Source organism: Halotolerantifilum yawarlongkerapense (assembly GCF_054506745.1).
In genome coordinates, this window is record NZ_CP199719.1 from 2,806,592 (window position 1) to 2,831,577 (window position 24,986).

Consider the following 24,986-nt stretch of genomic DNA (forward strand, 5'->3'; position numbering starts at 1 on the left):
GAAGGGGGAACGATCAGTGAATTTACAGAACATCCTACTGGCCAGCGCCTCGTTGGGCGGGATGGGTCTCCTCTTCGGAGCCGGCCTAGCCTACGCCTCGCAGAAGTTTGCCGTCGAGGTGGACGAGCGCGCTGTGGCCGTATTAGAAGCGACACCTGGCGCCAACTGCGGTGGCTGTGGCTACCCCGGTTGTGCGGCCTTTGCCAATGCCGTGGCCGCAAAGGAAGCACCCGTCGACGGTTGTCCCGTCGGTGGTGCTGACACGGCGGAGAAAATCGCCCAGATCATGGGCGTAGAGGTTTCTTCGGGTGCCAAGCAAGTGGCGCGCGTCCTCTGTCAAGGAGATAACACCCGTGCCTTGGAAGATTACGCCTACCAAGGCATCACCAGCTGCCTAGCAGCCAATATGCTCGACGGGGGTCCCAAGACTTGTAAGGCAGGTTGCATGGGACTCGGTTCCTGCGAACAGATCTGTCCCTTCGATGCCATCCATGTCAATGATAAAGGGCTTGCGGTGGTGGATAAGGACAAGTGTACAGCTTGCAACAAGTGCGTCGTGATTTGCCCGAAGAACGTAATCGAGCTCGTTCCTTACGAACAGCAGACGATCGTCGATTGTAAAAACACCGAGCGCGGGGGCCACGTGAAGAAGAACTGTGAAGTGGCCTGTATCGCCTGCGGTATCTGCGAACGCAGCTGTCCCTTCGATGCGGTCCACGTGGTGAATAACATCGCGCGCATCGATTACGATAAGTGTACAAACTGCATGATCTGTGCGGAGAAGTGTCCGACGAAAGCCATCTACGCGGAGTTCGATAAGCGCAAGACGGCCTTTATCGATGCGGAGACCTGTATCGGTTGCACGAAGTGCGCCAAGGTCTGCCCTGTGGATGCGATCGAGGGTGCAGTGAAAGAGAACCACGTGGTGGACCCAGAAATCTGCGTGGGTTGTGAGGCCTGCGTGGGCGAGTGCCCCGTGGACGCAATCTCCATGAAGTAATCGGCAGTGAGCCGAATCATACCTGAGACACCGCTCTCCACGGGCGGTGTCTCTCTTTCTTTTGGGGATAAAAATTGTCGTCTGGAAAGGGCCCGTATTCAGTGGCGCCTCCGTATGATATTAAGGCCGCGTCTTGCTTGTCAACCCACACGTTAGATGCTAAACTATATACGAACTTCTGATTGGCAAGAAATGGAAAATAATGGTATACTGAGGTGACTGCATTGAAGAAAACAAAAAACGGCCTGCTCCTCTTACTGATCTTACTGGTGGGGCTGGTCATCGGGGGGATAGTAGGCGACATCTTTTCGGGCGCGCTTCCGATCTTAGGATACGGAAGGTCCATAGGATTTGATCCCTTTCAAATTGATCTCAACATCATCAAGATCACTCTCGGTTTCACCATGACTTTAAATCTGGCCAGCATCATCGGGCTCCTCCTGGCACTCTTTCTGTTCCGGTGGGTGTCGTGATGTTGCTCGTCGCTTCACGTTCACCAAGACGTCATGAGATCCTAGAGCGCGTGGGTGTACCCTTTCAGGTGGTCACGCGCGAGGTGGAGGAACACCTCGATCCGGATCTCGATCCCAAGGCCCTTGTGACCGCCCTCGCCTTCGAAAAGGCCTTGGGCGTAGCGCGAGAGAACCCTTCGCGCATTGTACTGGCGGCGGATACCATCGTTTACGATGGTCGCATGCTGGGCAAGCCCAAAAATATCGCGGAAGCACGGGAGATGCTCCGTTCCCTGCGGGGACGTGCGCATCGCGTGTACACGGGATTCGCCCTCCTCCGCCTGGTGGACAACCGCAAGGTCGTCGAGGTAGTGGAGACCACCGTTCACTTCTCTCGCTTCTCAGATGAGCTCCTCGAGCGCTATCTGGCCACGGGGGAGTATGCGGATAAGGCGGGAGGCTATGGTATCCAGGGTTACGGTGCATTGCTCGTGGAGGGAATCGAGGGAGATTATTTTAATGTGATGGGATTGCCGATCCGTCAAGTCGGCCTATGCCTGGAAAGGCACTTTGACCTCTTCATCCTATAGGAGGCCCTACCACCCATGACGAGAAATTTTCATATCCGCGAACTACCCGAGGACGAACGACCGCGCGAGAAATTGCAGCAAAACGGTGTCGTCACGCTGACCAACCCGGAATTGATCGCCATCTTGCTCAGAACGGGCACGAGGCACGAATCCTCACTGGATCTGGCCATGCGCGTGATCCAGCGCGGAGGACCCGGGATTCGGTTTTTGGCCGACCTCACCTTTGAAGAATACTGCGAACTACCTGGTATCGGTCCTGCGAAAGCCTGTCAGGTGATGGCGGCCCTGGAACTGGGAAAGCGCCTGAGGCGCGATATGAACCAGCACAAACCTGTGAAAATGGACTCTCCGAAGAAGATCGCCGAATACCTGATGGACGACTTGATGTACCTGAAAAGGGAAAAATTCGTGGTGGTCTTTCTCGATACAAAAAATCAAATCATCAATTACGAAGTGGTATCGGTGGGCACGCTCAACGCCTCCATCGTCCACCCGAGGGAAGTATTCAACCTGGCGGTGAAGAAGAGCGCCAACGCTATCGTGTTGGTCCACAATCACCCCAGCGGCAACTGTGATCCCTCGCGTGAAGACCTCTCCGTAACGGAAAGAATCCGCGACTGTGGCGACCTACTGGGCATCAGCGTGCTCGATCACGTGATCATCGGTGCCGGTAAGTACTATAGCTTCAAGGAAGCGGGACTGATCTAAGCATAGAAAGGAAAATGACCTATGGCATTGTTCAAATGGTTTATGAAGGATATGGGGATCGACCTCGGCACGGCGAATACCCTCGTGAATATGAAGGGAAAGGGTATTGTCGTTAGAGAACCCTCGGTGGTCGCTGTGGACCAGCGGGGGAACGTTCTGGCCGTCGGTGCCAAGGCAAAGGATATGATCGGAAGGACGCCCGGGAACATCAGGGCCATCCGTCCACTGCGCGATGGCGTGATCGCAGATTTTGAGATCACCGAGAAAATGATCGCCCACTTCATCAAGACTGCCTATCCGAGCCGTTCGATTTTCTTCTCACCCCGCGTGGTGATCGGCGTGCCTTCGGATTGTACGGAGGTGGAGAAGCGGGCCGTGCTGGAAGCGGCCTTCAGCGCTGGCGCCAAGGATGCCCTCCTCATCGAGGAGCCCATGGCCGCGGCCATCGGGGCGGGACTCGAGGTAGCGGAGCCCAACGGCAGCATGATCGTGGATATCGGTGGTGGGACCACGGAGATCGCGGTGATCAGCCTCGGCGGTATCGTGACCTCCAGATCCATCCGCATCGGAGGCGATACCTTTGACGATGCGATCATGAACTACATCAAGAAAGAATACTCCGTGATGATCGGTGAGCGCACGGCCGAGCGGATCAAGGTGGAGATCGGATCTGTTTACGCCGTGAAAGAGCGTTTTCTCAAGGTCAACGGTCGGAACCTGGTCAACGGCCTGCCGAGGGAGCTCAACATCAGCTCCAAGGAAGTGCAGCGGGCCCTTGAGGAGCCTGTCGCCACGATCATCGAGGGAATCAAATTCACCTTAGAGAAGACGCCACCCGAACTGTCTGCCGATATCATGGTGAAGGGGATCGTCCTCACCGGCGGCGGTGCCCTGCTGGAGAACTTTGCAGAGTTGATCCACCGCGAGACCCACATGCCCGTGCACATCGCCGATGAGCCCCTCGACTGTGTGGCCAAGGGCACGGGTATGGCCCTCGAGAACTATGATCTGTTGAAAAGCGTCTTCATCTCACCGAAGAACGTCTACTAGGAGGGGGAGCTCTCTTGGATTTTCGCGAGATGAAAAACGCCCTGCTCATCTCCATCGGTTTGTTGTTCCTCCTGGTGATGGGCCTTTCCGTGGGCGGTCGTGGATCGGTGACCATCGTGGAACGGGCTACCGGTTATGTGATCGTCCCTGTTCAGAGCGTTCTGAACAGCGTGGGAAGTACAGTCTCCGGAGGGCTGGAGCCCTTCATGAACCTCTTTGATAACCAGGCGGAGAACGAACGTCTGAAGCACGAGAACGAGCGGCTGCAGAGCGAACTGAAGGAAATGCAGCTTATGGTCAAGGAGTACGATGATCTTGAAGCGCTCGAGCGTGCCCTGCGTTTCGTGCGGCGCCTGGGAATCGATACCTACGTGTCTGCCGATGTGGTGGCCAAAGACACGGGGAACCTCTACAACCTCTTCGTCATCAATGCCGGCACTGCAGATGGGGTGACCAAGAACAGCACCGTGATCAACGGTGATGGACTGGTAGGACTTGTTTACGAGTCGGGGGACAATTACGCCAAGGTCGTGGCCATCATCGATACCAAGGCAACTGTCAGCTTCGAGACGCTCATTACCCCCGATCACGATGGTATGCTCAGCGGGACAGGAGGGGACCGGATGAGAGGGTATCTCTTCGATCCTAACGCCACCATCAACGAGGGGCAGACGCTGGTCACCTCGGGGTTGGGGATTCTGCCGAAGGGAATCATCGTTGGCACCGTGGAATCCGTGGACACCGATGGCGATGAGCTCCTCACGCAGATGTATGTCAAGCCGGCGGTGGATTTTCACAGGGTGAACCACGTGATGGTGATCCCCTATGATGAGGAAAAGGTCATCAGCGGTGAGTACATTGAAAACTAGATGGCTGTTTCTCTTGTCCCTGGTCACGTATCTTCTCTCGACGGTCTGGATCTACCGTCTCCCCCTACTCGGGGTGACCGCCAGACCGCCGTTGGTGCTAACGGTGCTCTTCACCGTCCTTTTCGGACGCACAGAAGGGCTCCTTTTCGCGCTTTTTTCCGGTCTTTTTTCCGACACCTTCACGGGTCTGATCTTCGGTTCGCACACCCTCTTGTATCTGACCATCGCGATTGTGATCAGTGCTTTTGAAGATTATATTTTCAAGGATAATCTGCTCACTTCCATGGTGATGATCGGTTTCGGCACACTGCTCTTCTACGTGGGAACGGGGGTACTTTTCTTCCTCTTCGGCCACCGCCATCTGACGGTGGGTCTATTCGATTCCCTGTTGCTCGAAACCCTGTACAATGTGCTGGTCGGAATCCTTCTTTTCAAATGGTTGTTCCGCTACGTAAGAAATTGAGGCGATGCTAGATGCTCAAAAAAATTTTAGACCGCAGGAATATCGTCCGGATGATCATCTTTTTGATCTTCGGGGCCCTCGTGATGCGGCTGGGCTTTTTGACCCTTGTTGAGGGAGAGTCCTACCGAGAGCAGTCCATCAACAACATGCTCAAGAAGTTGCCGGACATCGCCAAGCGGGGGAACATATACGATCGCGACGGCAGGCTCCTGGCGGGCAACGAGGCGGGCTATGTGGTCAACCTGATGAACTACAACGTACCGGCGGCCTCCTTCAACCGTGTGGCCGTCGATGTGTTGAATCTTCTCGATCAAGCGGGGGAAGATCACATCACCTTTCCCATTCGCAGGGTCAACGGCCTCTTTGTCTACCGACACGATGAGAATGTACGCGCCTGGCTTCTCGAGAACAACTTTCCTCTCGATGCAACGGCTGAGGAGGTCTTTGAAAAAGTCAGAGAAAAGGAACTGATCAGCGAAGAGCTCGACGATTACGAGGCACAGAAATTCATGCTCCTCAAGGGAATTCGACTGCCCATCAGCGTGCGGCACATGAAGTTCCTAGATGAGCTTTACAAGGAAAACTTTCTGTCCTTCTACGGTCTCGATCCCGAGACCAGCGCGCGTGATGCTTACCTGGCTCTACGGGATCAGCGCCGTTTTGCCATCGAAGAAGAGATGACCATCGATGAGGCCCTACAGGTCATGACCATCCGGCACGCGCTACACGAAAAAGGGTACCTGAAGTACGATCCGATCAAGCTTGCATCCAACGTTTCCAAGGAGACGGCCATCCTGATCGAGGAGACCAAGATGGATCTACCGGGGGTCAGTATCGATATCGAACCCATCCGCATGTACCCCGAGAAAAGCACGGCGGCCCACGTGCTCGGTTACCTGGGGAACATCTCCAGCGAGTCGGAGATTGCGACCTATGTCGATGGGCTGGATTACAACCGCAATCAGCTCATCGGGAAAACCGGCATCGAGGGGGCCTTCGAGGAAACCCTGACCGGTGTCAATGGCGAGCGCTTTATCGTTGTGGATGCCCTGGGCAATTACCTGAGGGATGCCACACTCGAGCAGGATGGTGTGAGCAGCATCCCGACGAAGGCGGGGGAAGATATTCACCTGACCATAGATACCGATCTGCAGCAGCGCTTGGAGACCTACCTCGAGCGTGCGATCCGGGCGATCTCCGTCGGGGGAACCTTTGAATCGATATGGGGAGATTACAAATACAAGGACACCTACGGAAATGCTCAGAGCGGTGCCGGTGTCGTGGTGAACGTTAAGACGGGGGAAGTCTTGGCCCTGGCCAGTTACCCGGCCTATGACGTGAACCTTTTCTCCACGGGTATCTCCTCTGCAGATTGGCAGGCGCTTAGCCCTGTCAACCCCAGGAACCCCCTGGAGGCACGCCCCCTCTATAACGTGGCGACGCTCACCGCCGTGCAGCCCGGATCGACCTTTAAGATGGTCACGGGCTACGCCGCCCTCTCCGAGGGCCTCTCGGCCACACAGAAGATCTTTGCCGATGGATACATCGACATCGGTAACCAGCGTTACGGCTGCTGGATCTGGAACAGCTACCGATCGCGTCACGGTGCCACCGACCTCTATCACGCGCTTGAAACCAGTTGTAACTACTATTTCTTTGATGTGGCCACTGGCTACGATTACTACCGGAACCGGCCGCTCCCCTTTGATATGAACACGGAAAAGCTGGTCGCCTACGCCAAGGCCTTTGGCCTGGACGATCCCACGGGAATCGAGATTGGCGAATCCGTTCGCGGTGTACCGGATCCTGATAAGAAAAAGCGCACGATCTTGGCACTGCTCAGGGGACGCCTGGAAGTCATCCTGGAGGACTATTTTCCCGCGGAGCTAGTGTCGGATAAAAAGCAACTCACAGCGACCATCGATGAGATCCTCACGTGGGCGGATGACAATCCCACCCGCGGAGAGATCATACGTCGGCTCACGGCCCTCGGTGCCACGGATGACTACACCCTCGTGGGGAAGCTGGCCGATTATATCAAGTACTCCCACTTCAATTTTCTCGAGTGGTACGAAGGGGACACCTTCAACCTGGCCATCGGCCAGGGGGATCACGAGTACACGCCGGTGCAGATGGCCCGCTATATCGCGGCCATCGCCAACGGAGGCGATGTGCTCGAGCTGACCCTGCTCAAGGATAATCCGGTGAGCGTGCTCTCTTCCCTTGAGCCCGCATACCTTGAACCACTCCAGGAGGGAATGCGTCTGGTGGCCCACGGTAGCGAGGGCACATCACGCACCCTCTGGGCGGGTTTTCCCATCGAGGTGGGAGCCAAGACGGGCACGGCGGAGAAGGAAGGGACCATCCCGCCCCTCGATGAAGTGGCCTATCTCACGGAGCACCTGTCGGATTTCGCCCCGCGGTTGACCCTGGAGGCCGTGGAAGAACGGACCAGCGAGCTACTGAAAGAACGGAACGAGGAGCTCGCTCAGCTCGAACGCTCCATCGAGCAAACGGAAAGCGCCGAGGAGCGTGAAGCCATGGCGACAGAACTCGAGTCCCTGATCACCAGGGGCTATCTGAACAAGGGGAGCGTGATGCGCCAGGCCATCAAGGATCTCTACGATGGCCGGCTGGGGGACGAAACGATCGATGCCTACCGCCAACAGTACGACAACTACTCTTGGTTCGTGTCCTTCGCGCCCTTCGATGATCCCGAGATCGCCGTCGTGGTAATGATTCCCCAAGGGGGGAGCGGCGGGTATTCGGGGCCCGTGGTTCGGGAGATCATCGGCGATTATTTCAATCTCACGCCTAGTGTTAACCCGTAAGATGGTGTAAAATGGTAGCAAGGAGGTGTCCGGACGTGAAACAACCGATTGAACTCAAGGGCTCCGGTGCAGGGCTCGTGATCCAGGCGAATGAAAATCTCGACCACCGGCTCTTCCTCGAGAGCCTTGAGATCCTGCTCGAGGAGGGAGGAGACTTTTTCATAGGCGGCCGTGTGGTCGGCTTGACGGGAGTCGATTATACCTATGTGCAGAAGGCTGCCATCGAGGGACTCCTCGAGCGCAGGGGACTGCGCGTCGTGAGTCTCGAGCATCCCACGCGTGCGGCGGCCGTGACACCGGAACCCGAGAAGGAACCACCGCTCACCGTGCCGGAGATCGCTTGCGAGAGCGAGACGAAGCTGATCAAAGGAACGCTCAGGAGCGGCAACCGCGTGGATCACCAAGGCGATGTGGTGATCTTCGGGGATGTGAATCCCGGTGCAGAAGTCTACTCCGAAGGCAACATCATCGTGCTCGGCAAGCTCAGGGGTGTCGCCCACGCGGGTGCCAGCGGGAAGAAAACGGCCTTCATCGTGGCCATGGATTTCAGACCGACCCAACTCAGGATCGCGACGACGATCACCCGCCCACCGGAAGAAGCGCCGGCAAGTGAGAAATACCCTGAGATCGCCTACCTGAACGAAGAAGGTCAGATGGTGCTCGAGCCTGTGAACTAGCGGTTTCGATTTTACCGGAACTGTGATAGAATCTACTTGTTAAGAAAAATTGAGGAGTTGAAGATATGGGTGAAGTCATCGTCATCACATCGGGAAAAGGCGGTGTCGGCAAAACAACGACCACGGCTAATCTCGGAACTGCCCTGGCTATGCTGGGAAAGAGTGTCGTCGTCATTGATGCCGACATCGGGCTGAGAAATCTCGATGTGGTGCTAGGTTTAGAGAATCGCATTGTGTACGATATCGTCGATGTGGTTTCCGGTAATGTTTCTCTACGGAAGGCCCTGATCCGGGATAAGCGCTACAATGGGCTCCACCTGTTGCCGGCAGCTCAGACGAAGGATAAGAGCTCGGTGAACGAGCAACAGATGCGTGATCTCGTAGGAGAGCTCAAGGAAACGAACGATTACGTCTTGGTCGATTGCCCCGCAGGCATCGAACAGGGATTCAAGAATGCCATCTCGGGATCGGATCGAGCCATCGTGGTCACCACGCCGGAGATTTCTGCCGTTCGGGATGCCGACCGGATCATCGGTTTGCTCGAAGCTGCAGAAGTGCGCAATCCCGAGCTGATCGTCAATCGTATCAAAATGGATATGGTCAATCGCGGAGATATGATGGGTGTGGAGGATATGATCGAGATCCTCGCGATCAAGCTCATCGGGATCGTACCGGACGATGAGTCCATCGTGATCAGCACCAACAAGGGAGAACCGGTGGCCACGCGGGAGGATGCCCTTTCTGGACAGGCCTACCGTAACATCGCACGCCGGATCACCGGAGAAGAGGTACCCCTTCTCGATCTCAATACACAGGACAATTTCATCAATCGACTCATGAACCTCTTCGGCTTCAAGAAGAAGGAGGGTTAAGCCGATGTTTGATTTGTTAAAATTTCTATCTCGGGAAAATGCGAGCAAAAATGTGGCGAAAGAGCGGCTCAAGCTCGTGCTCGTGCACGATCGTTCCAATTGTTCACCCGAGTTCCTCGAGATGATCAAAGAGGATCTGCTCGCCTCGCTCTCTCGTTACGTGGAGTACGATGAGAATGAAATGGACATCCAAATCACGAAAACGTCAGATGACGCCGACGGACGTCCTGCACTGGTGGCCAATATTCCGATCAAGCAGATGAAACGCAAGTGACCTATTCTGTGGAATAGGTTTCTTTCTTGTTAAGGAAAAGGAGAACGACATGATCAAGCTGTATCTTAAGAATAGTGACACCAGGCTTCTGTTGCTGATGACCCTGCTCTTTCTCTTTGGCCTCATGATGATCGCGAGTGCCACGGATGTACAGATGGAGGGGTTGACCAGGCAGGTGCAGATGCAGGCCATCTCCTTTGTCCTGGGAGGTGTCGTCCTCCTGCTCTTCTTTTTTATCGACTACCGGGTGCTCGGTGATTTCTACAAGCTCATTTACATCCTGGGCATTGCCCTCCTTTTGCTGGTGTACATTCCCGGTCTGGGCATCGCCCGGGGGGGGGCGCGCAGTTGGATTGACCTCGGACCCATCGACCTGCAGACCTCGGAGCTTGCGAAACTCTGCCTGATCCTATCCCTGGGTCGATTCCTCACGAACCACGAGGGGCGACTGGAGCATCTGACGGACCTCTTGAAAGTAGGGCTTTTCATCACCCCTTACATGGCTCTCCTGCTGGTCCAGCCGGATCTCGGTAGTGCTCTGGTCTTCCTCGTGATCACCCTGGGCATGATGCTCATGAAGGGTGTCCACTTCCGTTGGTTGGTCATCGGGCTCGTGGTACTGATCGTGGCCATGCCTCTGGCCTACCCGCGGCTCGAGTCCCACCAGCGGGAACGGATCGATGCCTTTCTCAACCCCAACGATCCGAGCCTGCCCGGCAACTACCATGTGATGCAGTCCAAGATCACGATCGGTAGCGGTATGGAAAACGGCCGGGGAATTTTCGAAGGGACCTACCACCGGAATTACTACCTGCCCGTACAGGAGACGGATTTCATCTATTCTGTGATCGGCGAGGAAACGGGATTCATCGGCGGCACCGCCGTCATCGCCCTGTACTTTTTGCTCCTCTCGCGCATGATCACCTTGGCCCAACGGGCGAAGGATGAGTACGGCTCCCTGATGATCATGGGAGTGACCTTCATGTTTACCTTCCAGATTGTCGAGAACATCGGCATGACCATGGGTGTGATGCCGGTAACGGGCATCACCCTGCCTTTCCTCAGTTACGGGGGCTCGAGCGTGGTGACCAATATGATGGCCATCGGTCTCGTCGAAACGATTTATGCGCGTCGGAAGCGCCTGAGCTTCATGATAGATGATGCCTAGGCAGCCCGATCGTGCTACAACGCATGACTAGAAAAGATGGTGAATCGATTTTGAAAACTTCCATTGAAAAATTATTGCATCGCGTGGAGAACCCCTCCCGCTACATCGGTGGCGAGGTCGGTAGCGTGACCAAGGCCCCGGCCTCTGTGGCCGTGCGCTTTGGTTTCGCCTTTCCCGACATCTACGATGTGGGGATGAGTCACCTCGGGATGCATATCCTCTACCAAATGATCAATGCAGAAAAAGACCTCTCATGCGAGCGCGTCTTCTCCCCATGGACGGATATGGAGGAGGCCATGAGGGCCTCGGGCGAACCGCTCTTTACGCTGGAGACGCAGTCTCCCGTGTCTGATCTTGACGTGATCGGGTTCACCCTCCAGTACGAGATGAGCTATACCAACATCTTGAATATCCTGGATCTTTCGGGCGTCCCCCTTCTGGCCAGCGAGCGTTCTAACGTCGACCCGCTGATCATCGCCGGTGGGCCCTGTGCCTTTAATCCGGAACCCCTCGCCGATTTCGTCGATGCCTTTGTGATCGGTGATGGGGAGGAGGTCACGCTGGAGCTTCTGCGCGCCTACCGTACCGTGACGAGCGGTGAAAAGACGAAGGCGACCTTCCTCGATGAGGTGGCCCAGTGGCAGGGCATCTATGTGCCCTCCAAGTACACCTTCCATTTCGACGGTGAGGGCCGTATCGAGAGCATTGTCCCTGACAATGCCCCGCTACCTGTGAAGAAGGCGATCGTCCGTTCGCTCGAGGAGGCTTTCTACCCCGAGCAGACCATCGTTCCCTACAAAGAGATTGTCCACGAACGGGCCATGGTGGAAATTTTCCGCGGTTGTACGAAGGGCTGTCGCTTCTGTCAAGCCGGTATGATCTACCGGCCCGTGCGCGAGCGATCAATGGAGAAGGTCCTGTCCCTCGCCGAGAAACAACTTGCGTCGAGCGGCTACGAGGAACTGTCCCTGGCCTCGCTCAGCACCCTCGACCACAGCGAGATCACCCCGCTGATCTCGGCGCTGATGGATCGCCAGCGTGCGGACCGGATCGGTCTCGCGCTTCCCTCGCTACGCCTGGACTCTGGCTGCGTGGACATCTTGGCCCAGATCCAGAGTGTGCGGAAGACCGGGCTCACCTTTGCCCCGGAGGCAGGCAGCCAGCGGATGCGGGATGTGATCAACAAGGGGGTGACGGAGGAAGATCTCTGGACGACGCTTCGAGATGTTTTTGAGCACGGCTGGGACAGGGTGAAACTCTACTTCATGGTAGGGCTTCCCTTTGAAAAGGAAGAGGACATCCTGGCGATTGCCGATCTCGGTAACCGCACCGTGGGCCTTTACAAGGAGATCAACGGTGGTATCGGTCGGTTGACGATCACCCTCAGTGCATCGAATTTTGTTCCGAAACCCTTCACGCCCTTCCAGTGGGAACCCCAGGATGATCTGGTGTCCCTCGGGAAAAAACACGCGCTGATCCACGGGGCCCTCCGTTCGAAAAAGATCAGCTTCAACTACCATACGTCGGAGGTCTCCTTGCTCGAGGGTGTCTTCAGCCGTGGCGATCGGAGGCTCGGTGCCGTGCTGCTCGAAGCCTGGCGGTTGGGTTGTCGCTTCGACGGTTGGCAGGAGCATTTCAACGAGTCGCTCTGGACCCAGGCCTTCGAGAAGACCGGAGTGGACCGAGGGCCTTATCTTGCCGGACGCGATCTCGAGGAGATATTACCCTGGGATGTCGTCGACGCTGGTGTGACGAAGAATTACCTGAAGAAAGAACGGGCCCGTGCGCTCGAGGCCGCCAGCACGGCGGACTGTCGTGAGGGTTGCACCGGCTGCGGTGTGAACGTGGACCTTGCAAAGGGGTTGTGCTAGATGCCGGTCATGAGATGCTGCTATGAAAAAACCGACCGGATGGTCTTCTTAGGGCACCTGGAGATGGTCCGTCTCGTAGAGCGGGCCTTCCGTCGCGCCGGGATGCCGCTGGCCTTCTCTGAAGGTTACCATCCGCACCCTAAGATTTCTTTCGCTGCCCCCGCGCCCGTCGGGATCACTTCCCACGGAGAGATCCTGGAGGTGGAGCTCACCGAAGAAATTTCCGTCGAAGAGGTGGTCGCCATGGAGCCATCCCTGTTCCCCCAGGGGATGCGGCTACTCGATGCCCGGTACACCGACTCGAAGAAGAGTCTGATGGCCAAGATCCGCGCCATCGATTATGCGATTTTTTTCCCCGAGGACAACGGCCTGAGGGAAGCGTTTGAAGCCTACCTCGCCTCCGACGAAATCCTGCACGAGAAGCGTACGAAAAAGGGCAAGCGTAAGACCGTGGACCTGGCTCCGATGATCGGAACACACCGCTTCGAGACGGAAGGAGAGGGGTTCAAGGTGACCGTGCGCCTGGCCACGGGCTCTGAGGCTAATCTCAACCCGATGACGCTGGTGGGCGTGTTTGCCTCCCGTTACGAGGGCACCTTCGACCCCGACACACTCAGGTACCACCGATTGGCCCTCTTCGGTGAAGAGGGACCGCTATTTGGAGATGATCGATAATGCGACGTCTGGTATTTTCTGAAACCCCTATGCTAAAGAGCCTCTTTCTCTTCGAGAACGATCGACTCGTCGATGCCTACGTGGAACCGCTGGAGATGTACGTTTACCAGGGAATTTACGTGGGGCGCGTGGTCAACTACGTGTCCTCCCTGAAGGCCTACTTCGTGGATATTGGATACGAGAAGAACGGTCTGCTGTCCCATTACGATGTGATCGGTCGATTGAAACCTGGCCAGACGGTCCCGCTTCAGATCAAGAGACCGGCCGTCGAGGACAAGGGCCCCAAACTCACCATGCGCTACCAGCTGGCGGGGAACGAGATGGTCTACCTACCTTATTCAAAGGCGCGAAAGGCATCTGCCGAGCTGGAGGGCAGGGACCTAGAACCCTACCACCAGCTGCTCGAGCGTATCTTCGGTAAGGAAGCCGGGTGGATCTTGAGAAGCCACTTGGGTTCCATGAGTTCCTTGAAGGAAGAGGCCCTGGCCTTTCGCGATTTCATGGAGGATCTCGACCATTACCGGGTAATCGGCCAAGTGGGTGACTGCCTGTACCGTAAAGAACCGGGCGATGAGATCCTTGAGAAATGGCTTGTCGGCACCGACGAGGTCGTGGTCAAGGCCCAGGCCCACAAACGCTGGATCCAGAAGAATTTTAAGGTCGACAACCTGTCGATCAAGGTGGATCCCGATGCCTTTGCCATCGACAAGTACCAGCTCGATCGGCGGATCCGAGGACTTCTAGGAGAAGAGGCAACCTACCCCGGCGGGATGAACCTGTACTTGGAGGAAGGAAGGACCCTCACCGCTATCGACGTGAACTCTGCGTCTAATGCCTCTGACAAGGTCTACGCCATCAACGAGGCGGCACTCGAGGAGAGTGCCCTCTGGTTAAAAATGCGTGAGGTCAGCGGCGTCATTCTGATCGATCTGATCAATCTTACCGACGAAGAAGAGGAAAAGATGCTCAAGCGTGCCGAGGAAATCTTCGCGAAAGACCGTGTGAAGGTGGATGTACTCGGTTTCACCCGCACAGGCCTTTTGGAGATTATCCGCCAGAAGAAATGGCCTCCCCTCTCCGAGCGACTCACGGAGGCCCAGTGGCTGCTGGAGGACGGCTTCCGACGGTTTGTCGATCGCGAAGAAGTGACGGTGCTCTTTATCCCCAGCTCTGTTCAGGAGCTGGCGGAGGAAATCCTGGCTCAGCTCACCACTCGCACGAAGCTCCATTTTTTCTTCCGAGATGATGTCGAGAAGGTGACGATCAAATACGCTGGCCCCCAGGACAAGATGCCTGTTGACGTGAAAAAACTTTTGTGATATCATTATTCGGTACCGCACGGACTGGGTAATAACGCTGACCCCATGGTGGGTGTCAGGGCCTCGCATCCGGCGAGTTTGAACTACAAGGAGGTGCAAGTTCATGTACGCAGTGATCAAGACAGGCGGCAAGCAGTATCGAGTTCAAGAAGGCGATACGGTTTTCGTCGAAAAGCTCAACGCTGAAGTCGGCAGCACAGTGGCATTCGAGGACGTTCTTCTCGTATCCGCAGATGGTGATGTCAAGATTGGCAAGCCAGTTGTCGAGGGAGCCAAGGTTTCCGGCACGGTCGTTGAAAATGGAAAAGGCAAGAAAGTCATCATTTTCAAATATAAGTCCAAAAAAGACTACCGCAAGAAGCAAGGTCATCGTCAGCCTTACACGAAAGTAAAGATCAACGCCATCGAGGCGTAGTGATCTTGGCGCGATGATACAGGTCACGTTATTCGAAGTGGACGGTGTACTCACCGGCTACGAGATCACGGGACACGCCGGTTATGCCGAGCACGGGAGCGACATTGTTTGCGCCGCTATCAGCATGCTGGCCTACACGACACTCCGTTCGCTACACGAAGTGGCGGGCCGGGAAGATGTTCGCTACTTTGTCGATGAGGACACGGGCAATATGCACGTGATGCTCAACGGAGTGGACGAGAAATCCCAGGTGATCCTCGAGACACTGAAAGTGGGTGTCGAGAGTACAATTGAAATGTACAGTGATTATATAAGACTAACCAAAGAGGAGGTGCAGTCCGATGACACTGAAGCTTAATCTGCAACTATTCGCCTCTAAAAAAGGTGTTGGTTCCTCGAAGAACGGCCGTGATTCCGAAGCGAAACGCCTCGGCGTGAAGCGATCCGACGGGCAAGTCGTAACAGCAGGGAGCATCCTCGTCCGCCAACGCGGTACGAAGATCCACCCCGGTACGAACGTCAAGCGCGGTGGAGATGACACGCTCTTCGCGATCATCGACGGCGTGGTCAAGTTCGAGAGAAAAGGTAAAGACCGAAAGCAGGTCAGCGTTTACGAAGCTTAAATGAAATGTCCATCCTCTGGGGATGGACATTTTTTTGAATGAGAGGACGATGAGAAATGTTTGTAGATCACGCGAAAATTCGCGTTAAAGGCGGACGCGGCGGCGATGGAGCCGTTAGCTTCCGACGGGAAAAATATGTACCCGATGGCGGTCCCGATGGCGGTGACGGTGGACGCGGTGGCAATGTGGTGGCCGTGGCGGATCCGAACCTGCGGACCCTCATGGATGACAAGTACAGACGCTCCTACGAGGCACCGGACGGAGAGAAGGGATCGAAGCGCAATCGATTCGGGAAGTCGGCCGAGGACCAGGAGATGCGTCTGCCCGTTGGGACCGTCATCAAGGACCAAGAGACCGACAAGATTATCGCCGATCTCAAAGAGCCTGGCGAACGCGTGATCATCGCCCACGGTGGACGCGGTGGACGCGGGAACGTCCGGTTCAAAAGCTCGACCCGCCGTTCCCCCGGCTTTGCCGAGCAGGGTCGTTTCGGTGAAGAGCGCGAGATCATCCTCGAGCTGAAGATGATTGCCGACGTGGGGCTCATCGGGTTTCCCAATGTGGGCAAGAGCACGCTGCTCTCAGTGACCACCAAGGCCAGACCGAAGATTGCCAACTATCACTTCACGACCCTCACGCCCAACCTCGGTGTGGTGGAAGGGCCGGCAGGACAGTTTGTCCTCGCCGACATTCCGGGTCTGATCGAAGGGGCGAGCGAGGGCATCGGCCTGGGACACGACTTTTTACGGCATATCGAGCGCACACGCCTGTTGGTCCACGTAGTGGATGTTTCGGGAATCGAGGGGCGAGACCCTATCGAGGACTTCGACGCGATCAACAAGGAGCTATCGCGCTACGGTGATCAACTGAAGGACCGTCCCCAGCTGGTGGTGGCCAATAAGATCGATATCCTCCAGGATGAAGCGCTGCTCACTTCTTTTGAAGATGAAATGCAGCGCAGGGGATTCGAAGTTTTCCGACTCTCCGCCGCGACGACGGAAGGCGTAGATCCGCTGCTCGCACGGATCGCCCAAGTGCTGAACAGCCTCGAACCCATCGAGATGTACGATGAAGAGGATTATTACGTACCGGAGCGCGTCTTCATGACGGAAGACGACATCCAGTATAAAAAAGAAGGCGATGTATACGTGCTCACGGGCAGGACCCTCGAGCGCTTGTTGTACGCCACCGATATGACCAGTTACGAGTCCATGCGCTATCTCCAGAGCCTGCTACTTAAAAAAGGTGTATTTGATCGCCTGAAGGAAATGGGCATCGAAGATGGCGATACCGTGCGGATCATCGATTATGAATTCGAATACTATGCATAATGAGAAGGAGCAGGATCAAAGGATGTTAACAGGAAAGCAACGCAGTTACCTCAAGTCGCTGGCGCATCATAAGAAGCCCGTGGCACAGGTTGGTAAAGCAGGTATCACCGAGGCCTTTATCGCCGAGATGGATCGGATTCTGGAGTCGCACGAGCTGATCAAGCTCAATGTGCTCGAGTCGAACGATCTTTCGGCCGATGATGCGGCCGACGCCCTGTGCGAAGCGCTGGGCGCAGAGTTCGTCCAGTCGATCGGCAACAAGATCTCCATCTACCGTCCCAGAAAGAAGGATCCAGAAATCGTTCTGCCCAGGTAATATGGTATAATGGACTAGGTGGTCAATGTGAATATCTATTGCGTGGGCGGATGCAAACTCGGGATCATGGGCGGTACTTTCGATCCAATCCATTACGGGCACCTAGTGCTCGCCGAGCAAATTCGCACGAAATTCAATTTAGACCGGATTTACTTCATCCCGAGCGGTAATCCACCGCATAAGGATTCCGGTAGGGTTAGCGACAAACGGCATCGTTTCAACATGACGTTACTCGCGACCGTCACCAACCCTCATTTTGAGGTCTCGAAACTCGAGATCAATAAAGAGGGTCCTAGTTATACCATCGATACGGTCAAGGCGATTCTCGGTAAGATCAATGAACAGGATCGGATTTTTTTCATCACGGGGGCCGATGCCCTGCGCGAGCTGGACACTTGGAAAGATCCGGAGGAACTCTTCCGCCTGTGTAGTTTCATAGGGGCCACGCGCCCCGGCTACGACCGGCGCGAGGTGGAGATGAAGATCGAGAAGATGCAGACGGACTATGGCGCCAGCATCGACCTGACCGAGGTGCCGGCCCTGGCCATTAGCTCCACGGAAATCCGTGACCGGGTGCAATCGGGCCTTTCGATCAAGTACCTGGTGCCCGAGAGCGTAGAACAGTATATTTACAAGAACGGTCTGTACATGGACGATGGTGATACCAATGATCCGCAGGATTGAAGAAGCCCTCGAACGCAGGGTGAAAAGGAGTCGACTCGAGCACACCTTCGGTGTGGTCTCCATGGCCAGAGAGCTGGCCAGGATTCACGGCGCTGATGAGACCAAGGCCGAGCTCGCCGCCTACCTACACGATTACTGTAAGTACGATGACGACAAAACGTTGCTGGAGAGTATAGAGGCCGAGGGCTTGTCCGGTGATCGGATCATCACCGCCCAACCGAAGCTCGGACACGGTTATGCCGCTGCCCAGGTGGCCCAACACGAATTCGGTATCGAGGACCAAGAAGTCCTGGATGCCATCCGATACCACACCTTTGGGCGACAGGGGATGGGTCGGCTAGAGAAGATCATCTACATTGCCGATGCCATCGAACCCTTGCGGAACTATCTGCATGTGGATCGCCTGCGGGACCTGGCCAAGCGCAACCTGGACGTAGCCCTGCTCTTCTCCGTCTCGCAGACCATAAAATTTGTGATCGACAAGGGACAGGCCATCCATCCGAATAGCATGGCCATGTACAATGAGCTGATCATCAGCATAGAAAAGGAGGAAAGAGAGATTGTCTGAGAAACTAATGAAAGAAATCGTTAAGATTATCGACGATAAAAAGGGATTTGATATCGACGTTCTCGACCTCAGGGGTTTGACGACCATGACCGATTACTTCGTCATCGCCTCGGGGACGAGCACAAAGCACGCTTCATCGATCGCCGAGGCGGTGGATGAAGATCTGTCCGTTGAAGTGAGCCACAAAGAAGGCATGCGCACGGGCACATGGATCTTATTGGATTACCTCGATGTCGTGGTACACGTCTTCAGTCGTGAAGAACGAGCCTACTATGGGCTCGATAGAATTTGGAGCGATGCAAAAAAAGTGGATGTCGACGTTGACAAGCCCGCTGTAAATGTTTAAAATAAGACATAATTAAAGAAATGACGATGTTGGCGGAGTAGTAGGAAGTCAAGCCGTACCAGAGACCCGGTGTGTGGTGTGAGCCGGGACGGTGGCCTTCCGAACTCATCGTTGGAAAACACATCGACGAAAAGAAGTGGGGCGTCTAGGCGCTCAACTAGGGTGGTACCGCGGGCCGAGTGGCTCGTCCCTAATGAAAATGGTGCCTTTTTTCTTTTTTTGCACCCCGCGAGAACTACCGAAGGAGCGTGTTGAGATGAAATATGATTTTACGGCGATCGAGAAGAAATGGCAAGAAAAATGGGATGCCTCCGGCGTCTATCAAGTGACGGAAGATCCCGAGAAACCCAAGTACTATGCACTGGAGATGTTCCCCTATCCATCGGGCAAGATCCATATGGGTCACGTGAGGAACTACTCCATCGGTGATGTGGTGGCACGCTTCAAGACGATGAAGGGCTACAATGTCCTCCACCCCATGGGCTGGGACGCCTTCGGACTACCCGCTGAAAATGCGGCGATCGCCAACCAGATACACCCCGATGCGTGGACACGTGAGAACATCGACGACATGCGCTTTCAGCTCAAACGGCTCGGTGTCAGCTACGATTGGGACCGCGAGGTGGGTACCTGTTTCCCCGATTATTACAAGTGGACCCAGGACATCTTCCTAAAGTTCTACGACAAGGGGCTGGTTTACAAGAAGAAATCTGCCGTTAACTGGTGTCCTAGCTGTGAGACGGTGCTGGCGAACGAGCAGGTCGTGGGCGGCCAGTGCGAGCGCTGCGATAGTGTCGTGATCAAGAAGAACCTGGCCCAGTGGTATTTCAAGATCACGGACTACGCCGATCGACTGCTCGATAACATCGACACGCTAGAGGGATGGCCGGAGAAGGTTCGGACGATGCAGAAGAACTGGATCGGCCGTAGCGTGGGTGCCTCTTTGCATTTTGATATCGCGGGATCCGACCGTTCGCTGGAGGTCTTCACCACGCGTCCCGATACGCTCTACGGTGCCACCTTCATGGTCCTGGCGCCTGAGCATCCCTACGTGGATGAACTGGTGGCGGGAACCGAGCATGAGACCAGTGTCGAGGCCTTCCGTCAGAAGCTCGTCGCCATGTCCGATGTGGACCGTACGTCGACGGAGCTGGAGAAGGAAGGACTTTTCATCGGTCGCCATGCGATCAATCCGGTTAACGGGAAGAAGATTCCCCTTTACATCGCGAACTATGTGCTCATGGACTACGGGACGGGTGCCATCATGGCTGTGCCGGGCCACGATGAGCGTGACTTTGATTTTGCCAAAAAGTACGACCTCGAGATCGTCCCCGTCATCGCGGCGGAGAAAGGCGTGATCGAGAAGCTCGAAGAGGCCTACAGTGGCGAAGGGTACCTGGTGAACTCCGGTCCCTACGACGGCTTGCCCTCGGGTGATGTGATCGAGAAAATCGTCGATGATCTGGCGAAGCGGGGGATCGGAGATAAATCGGTGAACTACCGCTTGCGCGATTGGTTGATCAGTCGCCAGCGATACTGGGGGACACCCATCCCCATGGTGCACTGTGAAACCTGCGGTGATGTGCCCGTCCCGGCAGAGGAGCTACCGGTGATTCTGCCGAAGGATGTCAAGTTCACGGGTAAAGGTGAGAGCCCGCTGCTTACATCGGAGTCCTTCCTCCACACGGCCTGCCCCTCCTGCGGTGGCTCGGCGCGACGTGAGACGGACACGATGGATACCTTTGTGGACTCCTCTTGGTACTATCTGCGCTACACGGATCCGAAGAATGAAGAGATGATGTTCGATCCGGAGAAAGCGAAATACTGGATGAACGTAGACCAGTACATCGGAGGAGTGGAACACGCCATCTTGCACCTGCTCTACGCGCGCTTTTACAACATGGTGCTACACGATCTGGGGTTCGCACCGACGGAAGAACCCTTCGAGAACCTGTTGACCCAGGGAATGGTGCTCAAGGATGGGACCAAGATGTCCAAGTCGAAAGGGAACGTCGTGAGCCCCGACGAGATCATCAAGAAGTACGGTGCCGATACCGCCCGACTCTTTATCTTGTTCGCAGCCCCACCGGAGCGCGACCTGGAGTGGAGCGATGACGGGGTAGAGGGTGCCTTCAGGTTCCTTAACCGCGTGTGGCGTTTGGTCACAGAGCTGAAGGACCAGGCGGCAGAAGGTGCGATCCAAATCAAGACGAAAGAAGACAAGGCGGTGAACTACAAGCTGCACGCCACGATCAAAAAGATCACGGAGGATGTGGAGGGCCGGTTTAACTTCAACACAGGGATCAGTGCCATCATGGAGTTCGTCAATGACCTCTACAAGTACAAAGAGACCGAAACGCCCGACGGGCCTTTGGTCCAGAGCTGTCTGGATCATCTGGTGGTCCTCTTGGCACCTTTCGCACCCCATATTGCAGAAGAACTGTGGGAGATGCTGGGTCACGAGGGATCCGTTCACGTGAAGGCGTGGCCGGCTTATGACCCTGCGGCTTTGGTGAAGGACGAGATCGAGATCGTGGCACAGATCAACGGCAAGGTGCGCGATCACCTCACTGTGTCGACGGATGCCACCAGAGAGGAACTCGAGCAGATTGCGCTGGCAAGTGAAAAAATCCAGGAGCACATGGAGGGCAAGAACGTGATCAAAGTGATCGTCGTCCCCAAGAAACTGGTCAACATCGTGGTCAAGTAAACCGTAGGATTCCAAAAGGGGGAACAGCTACATGGCAAATAAGACCCATCCTTTATTAGAGAAGTTCATTCCGATCGCCAAGGGCATCGCCGAGACCTTCGGTTCGAACTGCGAGGTGGTCCTCCATGATTTCGAGGACATGCAGAATTCGATCGTGACGATCGAGAACGGTCACGTGACGGGGCGGAGCATCGATTCACCCATGCCAGAGTTTTCCCTCAACAAGATCCGCCAGGGTAAACACGAGCATGATATTATCAATTACACGGGCAAAAGCGTGGTGGGCAGAGAGCTCAAGAGCTCGACCATGTTCATCAAGGATGATGAGGGAAAGGTGCTGGGCTGCCTCTGCATCAATTTCGATATGACCGAATTGATCTCTGCCACCAATGTGCTCCAGGATATCCTGCGCACGGATCGGGATGAGATCAAGGAGAAGCGCGAGGCCATTTCAAAGGTGGGCGACGTGCTCAGCGATCTCGTGCGCCATTCCCTCGATAAAGTGGGCAGACCTGTGATCTACCTGACAAAAGATGAGAAAGTGGAAATCGTGCGCGAGCTCGATGAAAACGGTGCTTTCCTCATCAAGGGGGCCATCGACTACGTGGCCAATGAACTGCAGGTTTCTCGATATACCATCTACAACTACCTCGATGAAATACGCATCGACAAGTAAGAAAAGGAGCGTGTGACAAATGGCTTTACAATCGATTCACTCGGACCAGGCACCAGCGGCGGTAGGCCCTTACTCCCAAGCGATCCAAGCGGGCGGATTTCTGTACATCTCGGGACAACTACCCATGGTACCCGAAACCAAGGAGCTGCTCGTGGAGGATGTCAAGGCCGCGACGAAGCAGTCGCTGGAGAACGCCGGTGCCATCTTGAAAGAAGCTGGCTATGACTTCTCCGATGTGGTGAAAACGACGGTCTACCTGGCCGATATCAATGATTTTGCCGCGATGAACGAGGTGTACGGGGAATACTTCTCCGACCACAAACCAGCCAGGGCCGCCTTTGAAGTGGCGAAACTTCCCCTGGGCGCGGGCGTAGAGATCGAAATGGTCGCCTACAAAGGATAATCGAGAGGCGACAAAAGAGGAAAAGAGAGCGTTGTACCCGTGATCGGGTACAACGCTCTCTTTGTCAGTGGCTTACTCATCGCGGTAGGAAGCATCGCGTCTCGCACCATTTTTCTCGCGTCGCGATCGTTCGAAGGCCCGCATCTTGCGTCGGTAGGAAGTCAGGGCCACCAGGGTGCGCCAAAGGATCAAGGCAATCACGAGCTTCAGCGCGAAGCCCTTGGCTTGCGAAGTCATCCACCGGTCATAGAAGGGTTCTTCCTCGTGCAGAAGGGTGGTCTCAGGGGAGACGAAGAGGCCATCGGTGTAGGCGTTCTTGGCGACGAGGGGTACAGTGGCGATCGAGACATCTCTCGATCGGAAGGTCATGGTGCCGAGGGACTCCCCGGCATTGATCGGCAGGGAGAGGGGATCGTTGATCAATACTGTGCGCTCTAGGGCACCCAGCGATGCTTCTCGGGGAAGCATCTTGGCCACGGTCTCGGCCGGGTAGAGTTCGACGGTGGTCGACTCCAGATCATCGAGGGTAACGGTCTCCACCAGCTCGTCGGACTCAATGAGCACCACGCGCTTGAAGGCTTCGAAACCGTAGTCAAGCAGGCCCACGATGTCGGGGTAGTAGCTATCTGAGCTCGACTTGAGGGTAACGCTGATCACTCGTGTGTCATCGCGCTCCATGGTGCCCACGTAACAGTTCTGGGCCGCGATGGTGTAGCCGGTCTTGATCCCGTCGATCTCGGGGTTGTAAACGGGCACGCGCTCTCCCTTGTAAACCATCGTCGCCCCCACATCGCGCAGTAGCTTGTTCTTTGTATGTAGATAACGGGGCTCTCCCTTCTGCTCTGTGGCCTCGATCGTGTAAGAGGGGGTGGTGGCCAGTTTGCGGAAGGTTGCGTTCTGATAGGCGTAGCGGCCGATAATCGCTAGGTCGCGTGCGGTGGTCACGTGGTTTTCCATCGTGAGTCCATGGGGATTGCGAAAACGACTGGACGTGGCGCCCATCTCTTTGGCCCTTTCCGTCATCACCTCGGCAAAGGCCTCGACGCTACCGGAGTGGTGTATTGCCAGTGCCTCGGCCGCATCGTTGGCCGACTGGACCATCATGGCGTAGAGCAGGTCCTCGACGGTCAGGACCTCACCGGGCTCAAGGGCGATATGACTGCCGTCCACGGCCACGGCCTCGGGGGCGATGGTGACCTTCTCATCGAGGGAAAGGTCCTCGATGAGGATGATTGTGGACAGGATCTTGGTGGTGCTGGCGGGATACATCAGCGTATCGGCGTTCTTTTCATAAAGCACATCGCCCGTATCGGCATCGATCAAGATCGCGGCGTGGGCGCTGAGCGCAGGTGCTTCGACGGCAAAGGATGGGCTCAGGAGGCCCAAGCAAATAAAGACAAGCAAAAGTCTTGTGACTTTCACGGATCATCACCTCTTTCCTTCCTATTATCATGGTATAATGGGGAAAAGTCAAAAGGAAAAATTTGTAAAAAGGAGTGGTGTTGTGAGATTTCGTTTGAAGGGTTCCGACCTGTGGATCCTGTGTCTCTTGGGCTTCGTCTTGATCTTGGCCGGTAAGGGGTATCTGGTGGAGGAGCGGGGAATCCGCTTCGATCAGCAGAAAGAGGGGAGCGCACTGACCGTCAAGTTGCGGCCCAAGATCGAGGTCACCGTGGCCGGGGCGGTCGCTTCTCCAGGGGCCTATGCTCTCAGAGAGGACGATCGCCTCAAGGATCTCGTGGAGATGGCGGGCGGCTACGTGGCGGCCGATGAAGAGCGGATCAACGGGACCCAGGTGCTCGTTGATGGAAGGCGCTATTATATCCCGGCAAAGGATGAGGACGTGGTCTCAGCGGGGGAGGGATTCTTGACCCTGGATGACTTCAACGACCTCGGTGCCGAGGGACTGATGGCCATCCACGGGATCGGACCGGTGACAGCAGAGGCCATTCTCGATCACAGGAGGGTCCACGGCCCGCTGGGATCCTTCGAGGACCTTCTCTCGATCACCGGTATCGGAACGAAAACCTTAAAAGGAATGAAGGGTCTTGACAGGTGAGAGGTGTGGGCGTATGATTCAATAAAAAGCAGGTGA

The 24,986-nt window shown here is 55.7% G+C and carries 28 protein-coding genes; 27 read left to right on the forward strand and 1 reads right to left on the reverse strand.

The genetic code is table 11. The annotated features are described in order from the left end of the window. The first annotated feature begins 16 nt into the window (after positions 1-16). The 26 genes from ACULM0_RS13700 (at position 17) to ACULM0_RS13825 (ending at position 22,891) form a co-directional block, all read left to right on the forward strand. Positions 17-1,000, forward strand: coding sequence for an RnfABCDGE type electron transport complex subunit B (locus ACULM0_RS13700; RefSeq protein WP_463678100.1), 984 nt, complete (start codon positions 17-19; stop codon positions 998-1,000). A gap of 224 nt (positions 1,001-1,224) precedes the next feature. Further along, positions 1,225-1,473: a DUF4321 domain-containing protein gene (locus ACULM0_RS13705; RefSeq protein WP_463678101.1), complete on the forward strand. Its 249-nt coding sequence runs from the start codon at positions 1,225-1,227 to the stop codon at positions 1,471-1,473. Continuing rightward, positions 1,473-2,042 (forward strand): Maf family protein, encoded by a 570-nt coding sequence (locus tag ACULM0_RS13710; RefSeq protein WP_463678102.1) that lies wholly within the window; start codon positions 1,473-1,475, stop codon positions 2,040-2,042. The genes ACULM0_RS13705 and ACULM0_RS13710 overlap by 1 nt, the downstream gene beginning before the upstream one ends. A gap of 15 nt (positions 2,043-2,057) precedes the next feature. Beyond that, entirely contained in the window at positions 2,058-2,750 is a 693-nt protein-coding gene (gene radC, locus ACULM0_RS13715; RefSeq protein ID WP_463678103.1) for a RadC family protein, read from the forward strand. Between the two features lie 21 nt (positions 2,751-2,771). After that, positions 2,772-3,800 carry a rod shape-determining protein gene (locus ACULM0_RS13720; RefSeq protein ID WP_463678104.1) on the forward strand — a complete coding sequence of 343 codons (1,029 nt, stop codon included), beginning with the start codon at positions 2,772-2,774 and terminating at the stop codon, positions 3,798-3,800. Positions 3,801-3,814: 14 nt separating this feature from the next. Further along, the gene (gene mreC, locus ACULM0_RS13725) at positions 3,815-4,669 is read left to right on the forward strand and encodes a rod shape-determining protein MreC (RefSeq protein WP_463678105.1); all 855 of its coding nucleotides are present in this window, start codon (positions 3,815-3,817) and stop codon (positions 4,667-4,669) included. Beyond that, positions 4,659-5,132: a rod shape-determining protein MreD gene (gene mreD, locus ACULM0_RS13730; protein ID WP_463678106.1), complete on the forward strand. Its 474-nt coding sequence runs from the start codon at positions 4,659-4,661 to the stop codon at positions 5,130-5,132. Before mreC ends, mreD begins: the two co-directional genes overlap by 11 nt. Before the next feature lie 11 nt (positions 5,133-5,143). Beyond that, a complete protein-coding gene (locus tag ACULM0_RS13735) occupies positions 5,144-7,963 on the forward strand; it encodes a penicillin-binding transpeptidase domain-containing protein (protein ID WP_463678107.1) in 2,820 nt (939 codons plus the stop codon). 35 nt (positions 7,964-7,998) lie between these two features. Continuing rightward, positions 7,999-8,640, forward strand: a complete 642-nt coding sequence (gene minC / locus ACULM0_RS13740; RefSeq protein ID WP_463678108.1) for a septum site-determining protein MinC — start codon at positions 7,999-8,001, stop codon at positions 8,638-8,640. Positions 8,641-8,705: 65 nt separating this feature from the next. After that, on the forward strand, positions 8,706-9,512 hold the full coding sequence (gene minD, locus ACULM0_RS13745) for a septum site-determining protein MinD (protein ID WP_463678109.1): 807 nt from the start codon (positions 8,706-8,708) through the stop codon (positions 9,510-9,512). A gap of 4 nt (positions 9,513-9,516) precedes the next feature. Continuing rightward, positions 9,517-9,786 carry a cell division topological specificity factor MinE gene (gene minE, locus ACULM0_RS13750; protein WP_463678110.1) on the forward strand — a complete coding sequence of 90 codons (270 nt, stop codon included), beginning with the start codon at positions 9,517-9,519 and terminating at the stop codon, positions 9,784-9,786. 49 nt (positions 9,787-9,835) lie between these two features. Beyond that, positions 9,836-10,954 carry a rod shape-determining protein RodA gene (gene rodA / locus ACULM0_RS13755; protein ID WP_463678111.1) on the forward strand — a complete coding sequence of 373 codons (1,119 nt, stop codon included), beginning with the start codon at positions 9,836-9,838 and terminating at the stop codon, positions 10,952-10,954. A 23-nt stretch (positions 10,955-10,977) separates the two neighbouring features. Further along, positions 10,978-12,825: a TIGR03960 family B12-binding radical SAM protein gene (locus tag ACULM0_RS13760; protein WP_463678112.1), complete on the forward strand. Its 1,848-nt coding sequence runs from the start codon at positions 10,978-10,980 to the stop codon at positions 12,823-12,825. Next, the gene (locus ACULM0_RS13765) at positions 12,826-13,500 is read left to right on the forward strand and encodes a TIGR03936 family radical SAM-associated protein (protein WP_463678113.1); all 675 of its coding nucleotides are present in this window, start codon (positions 12,826-12,828) and stop codon (positions 13,498-13,500) included. Further along, positions 13,500-14,819 carry a ribonuclease E/G gene (locus ACULM0_RS13770; protein WP_463678114.1) on the forward strand — a complete coding sequence of 440 codons (1,320 nt, stop codon included), beginning with the start codon at positions 13,500-13,502 and terminating at the stop codon, positions 14,817-14,819. The genes ACULM0_RS13765 and ACULM0_RS13770 overlap by 1 nt, the downstream gene beginning before the upstream one ends. Before the next feature lie 103 nt (positions 14,820-14,922). Beyond that, the gene (gene rplU, locus ACULM0_RS13775) at positions 14,923-15,234 is read left to right on the forward strand and encodes a 50S ribosomal protein L21 (protein ID WP_463678115.1); all 312 of its coding nucleotides are present in this window, start codon (positions 14,923-14,925) and stop codon (positions 15,232-15,234) included. A 13-nt stretch (positions 15,235-15,247) separates the two neighbouring features. Beyond that, the gene (locus tag ACULM0_RS13780) at positions 15,248-15,592 is read left to right on the forward strand and encodes a ribosomal-processing cysteine protease Prp (protein WP_463678116.1); all 345 of its coding nucleotides are present in this window, start codon (positions 15,248-15,250) and stop codon (positions 15,590-15,592) included. Continuing rightward, on the forward strand, positions 15,576-15,857 hold the full coding sequence (gene rpmA, locus ACULM0_RS13785; protein ID WP_463678117.1) for a 50S ribosomal protein L27: 282 nt from the start codon (positions 15,576-15,578) through the stop codon (positions 15,855-15,857). Before ACULM0_RS13780 ends, rpmA begins: the two co-directional genes overlap by 17 nt. Before the next feature lie 56 nt (positions 15,858-15,913). Next, positions 15,914-17,188, forward strand: a complete 1,275-nt coding sequence (gene obgE, locus ACULM0_RS13790; RefSeq protein WP_463678118.1) for a GTPase ObgE — start codon at positions 15,914-15,916, stop codon at positions 17,186-17,188. A 22-nt stretch (positions 17,189-17,210) separates the two neighbouring features. Next, entirely contained in the window at positions 17,211-17,504 is a 294-nt protein-coding gene (yhbY, locus tag ACULM0_RS13795; protein ID WP_463678119.1) for a ribosome assembly RNA-binding protein YhbY, read from the forward strand. Positions 17,505-17,531: 27 nt separating this feature from the next. Next, entirely contained in the window at positions 17,532-18,188 is a 657-nt protein-coding gene (gene nadD / locus ACULM0_RS13800; RefSeq protein ID WP_463678120.1) for a nicotinate-nucleotide adenylyltransferase, read from the forward strand. After that, a complete protein-coding gene (gene yqeK, locus ACULM0_RS13805) occupies positions 18,172-18,756 on the forward strand; it encodes a bis(5'-nucleosyl)-tetraphosphatase (symmetrical) YqeK (protein WP_463678121.1) in 585 nt (194 codons plus the stop codon). The genes nadD and yqeK overlap by 17 nt, the downstream gene beginning before the upstream one ends. Beyond that, on the forward strand, positions 18,749-19,102 hold the full coding sequence (gene rsfS, locus ACULM0_RS13810; RefSeq protein ID WP_463678122.1) for a ribosome silencing factor: 354 nt from the start codon (positions 18,749-18,751) through the stop codon (positions 19,100-19,102). Before yqeK ends, rsfS begins: the two co-directional genes overlap by 8 nt. Positions 19,103-19,358: 256 nt before the next feature. Further along, a complete protein-coding gene (gene leuS / locus ACULM0_RS13815; protein WP_463678123.1) occupies positions 19,359-21,812 on the forward strand; it encodes a leucine--tRNA ligase in 2,454 nt (817 codons plus the stop codon). Between the two features lie 31 nt (positions 21,813-21,843). After that, the gene (locus tag ACULM0_RS13820; protein WP_463678124.1) at positions 21,844-22,488 is read left to right on the forward strand and encodes a helix-turn-helix transcriptional regulator; all 645 of its coding nucleotides are present in this window, start codon (positions 21,844-21,846) and stop codon (positions 22,486-22,488) included. Positions 22,489-22,507: 19 nt separating this feature from the next. Continuing rightward, positions 22,508-22,891 (forward strand): RidA family protein, encoded by a 384-nt coding sequence (locus ACULM0_RS13825; RefSeq protein WP_463678125.1) that lies wholly within the window; start codon positions 22,508-22,510, stop codon positions 22,889-22,891. A 72-nt stretch (positions 22,892-22,963) separates the two neighbouring features. Here the strand turns inward: ACULM0_RS13825 and ACULM0_RS13830 are convergent, their stop codons facing one another. Further along, positions 22,964-24,313, reverse strand: coding sequence for a D-alanyl-D-alanine carboxypeptidase family protein (locus ACULM0_RS13830; protein ID WP_463678126.1), 1,350 nt, complete (start codon positions 24,311-24,313; stop codon positions 22,964-22,966). A gap of 82 nt (positions 24,314-24,395) precedes the next feature. On the opposite strand from ACULM0_RS13830, the gene ACULM0_RS13835 reads away from it, so the two are divergent. Further along, a complete protein-coding gene (locus ACULM0_RS13835) occupies positions 24,396-24,950 on the forward strand; it encodes a helix-hairpin-helix domain-containing protein (protein WP_463678127.1) in 555 nt (184 codons plus the stop codon). Positions 24,951-24,986: the final 36 nt, after the last annotated feature.

Bases quoted from the DNA above. Each gene is read 5' to 3' on its own strand.
- ACULM0_RS13780 (WP_463678116.1), top strand. From the start codon at position 15,248: ATGATACAGGTCACGTTATTCGAAGTGGACGGTGTACTCACCGGCTAC.
- leuS (WP_463678123.1), top strand. From the start codon at position 19,359: ATGAAATATGATTTTACGGCGATCGAGAAGAAATGGCAAGAAAAATGG.
- minE (WP_463678110.1), top strand. From the start codon at position 9,517: ATGTTTGATTTGTTAAAATTTCTATCTCGGGAAAATGCGAGCAAAAAT.
- rodA (WP_463678111.1), top strand. From the start codon at position 9,836: ATGATCAAGCTGTATCTTAAGAATAGTGACACCAGGCTTCTGTTGCTG.
- yhbY (WP_463678119.1), top strand. From the start codon at position 17,211: ATGTTAACAGGAAAGCAACGCAGTTACCTCAAGTCGCTGGCGCATCAT.
- ACULM0_RS13735 (WP_463678107.1), top strand. From the start codon at position 5,144: ATGCTCAAAAAAATTTTAGACCGCAGGAATATCGTCCGGATGATCATC.
- yqeK (WP_463678121.1), top strand. From the start codon at position 18,172: ATGATCCGCAGGATTGAAGAAGCCCTCGAACGCAGGGTGAAAAGGAGT.
- ACULM0_RS13720 (WP_463678104.1), top strand. From the start codon at position 2,772: ATGGCATTGTTCAAATGGTTTATGAAGGATATGGGGATCGACCTCGGC.
- minD (WP_463678109.1), top strand. From the start codon at position 8,706: ATGGGTGAAGTCATCGTCATCACATCGGGAAAAGGCGGTGTCGGCAAA.
- rpmA (WP_463678117.1), top strand. From the start codon at position 15,576: ATGACACTGAAGCTTAATCTGCAACTATTCGCCTCTAAAAAAGGTGTT.
- ACULM0_RS13825 (WP_463678125.1), top strand. From the start codon at position 22,508: ATGGCTTTACAATCGATTCACTCGGACCAGGCACCAGCGGCGGTAGGC.
- obgE (WP_463678118.1), top strand. From the start codon at position 15,914: ATGTTTGTAGATCACGCGAAAATTCGCGTTAAAGGCGGACGCGGCGGC.
- ACULM0_RS13770 (WP_463678114.1), top strand. From the start codon at position 13,500: ATGCGACGTCTGGTATTTTCTGAAACCCCTATGCTAAAGAGCCTCTTT.
- ACULM0_RS13820 (WP_463678124.1), top strand. From the start codon at position 21,844: ATGGCAAATAAGACCCATCCTTTATTAGAGAAGTTCATTCCGATCGCC.
- ACULM0_RS13760 (WP_463678112.1), top strand. From the start codon at position 10,978: ATGACTAGAAAAGATGGTGAATCGATTTTGAAAACTTCCATTGAAAAA.
- radC (WP_463678103.1), top strand. From the start codon at position 2,058: ATGACGAGAAATTTTCATATCCGCGAACTACCCGAGGACGAACGACCG.
- ACULM0_RS13710 (WP_463678102.1), top strand. From the start codon at position 1,473: ATGTTGCTCGTCGCTTCACGTTCACCAAGACGTCATGAGATCCTAGAG.
- rplU (WP_463678115.1), top strand. From the start codon at position 14,923: ATGTACGCAGTGATCAAGACAGGCGGCAAGCAGTATCGAGTTCAAGAA.
- ACULM0_RS13765 (WP_463678113.1), top strand. From the start codon at position 12,826: ATGCCGGTCATGAGATGCTGCTATGAAAAAACCGACCGGATGGTCTTC.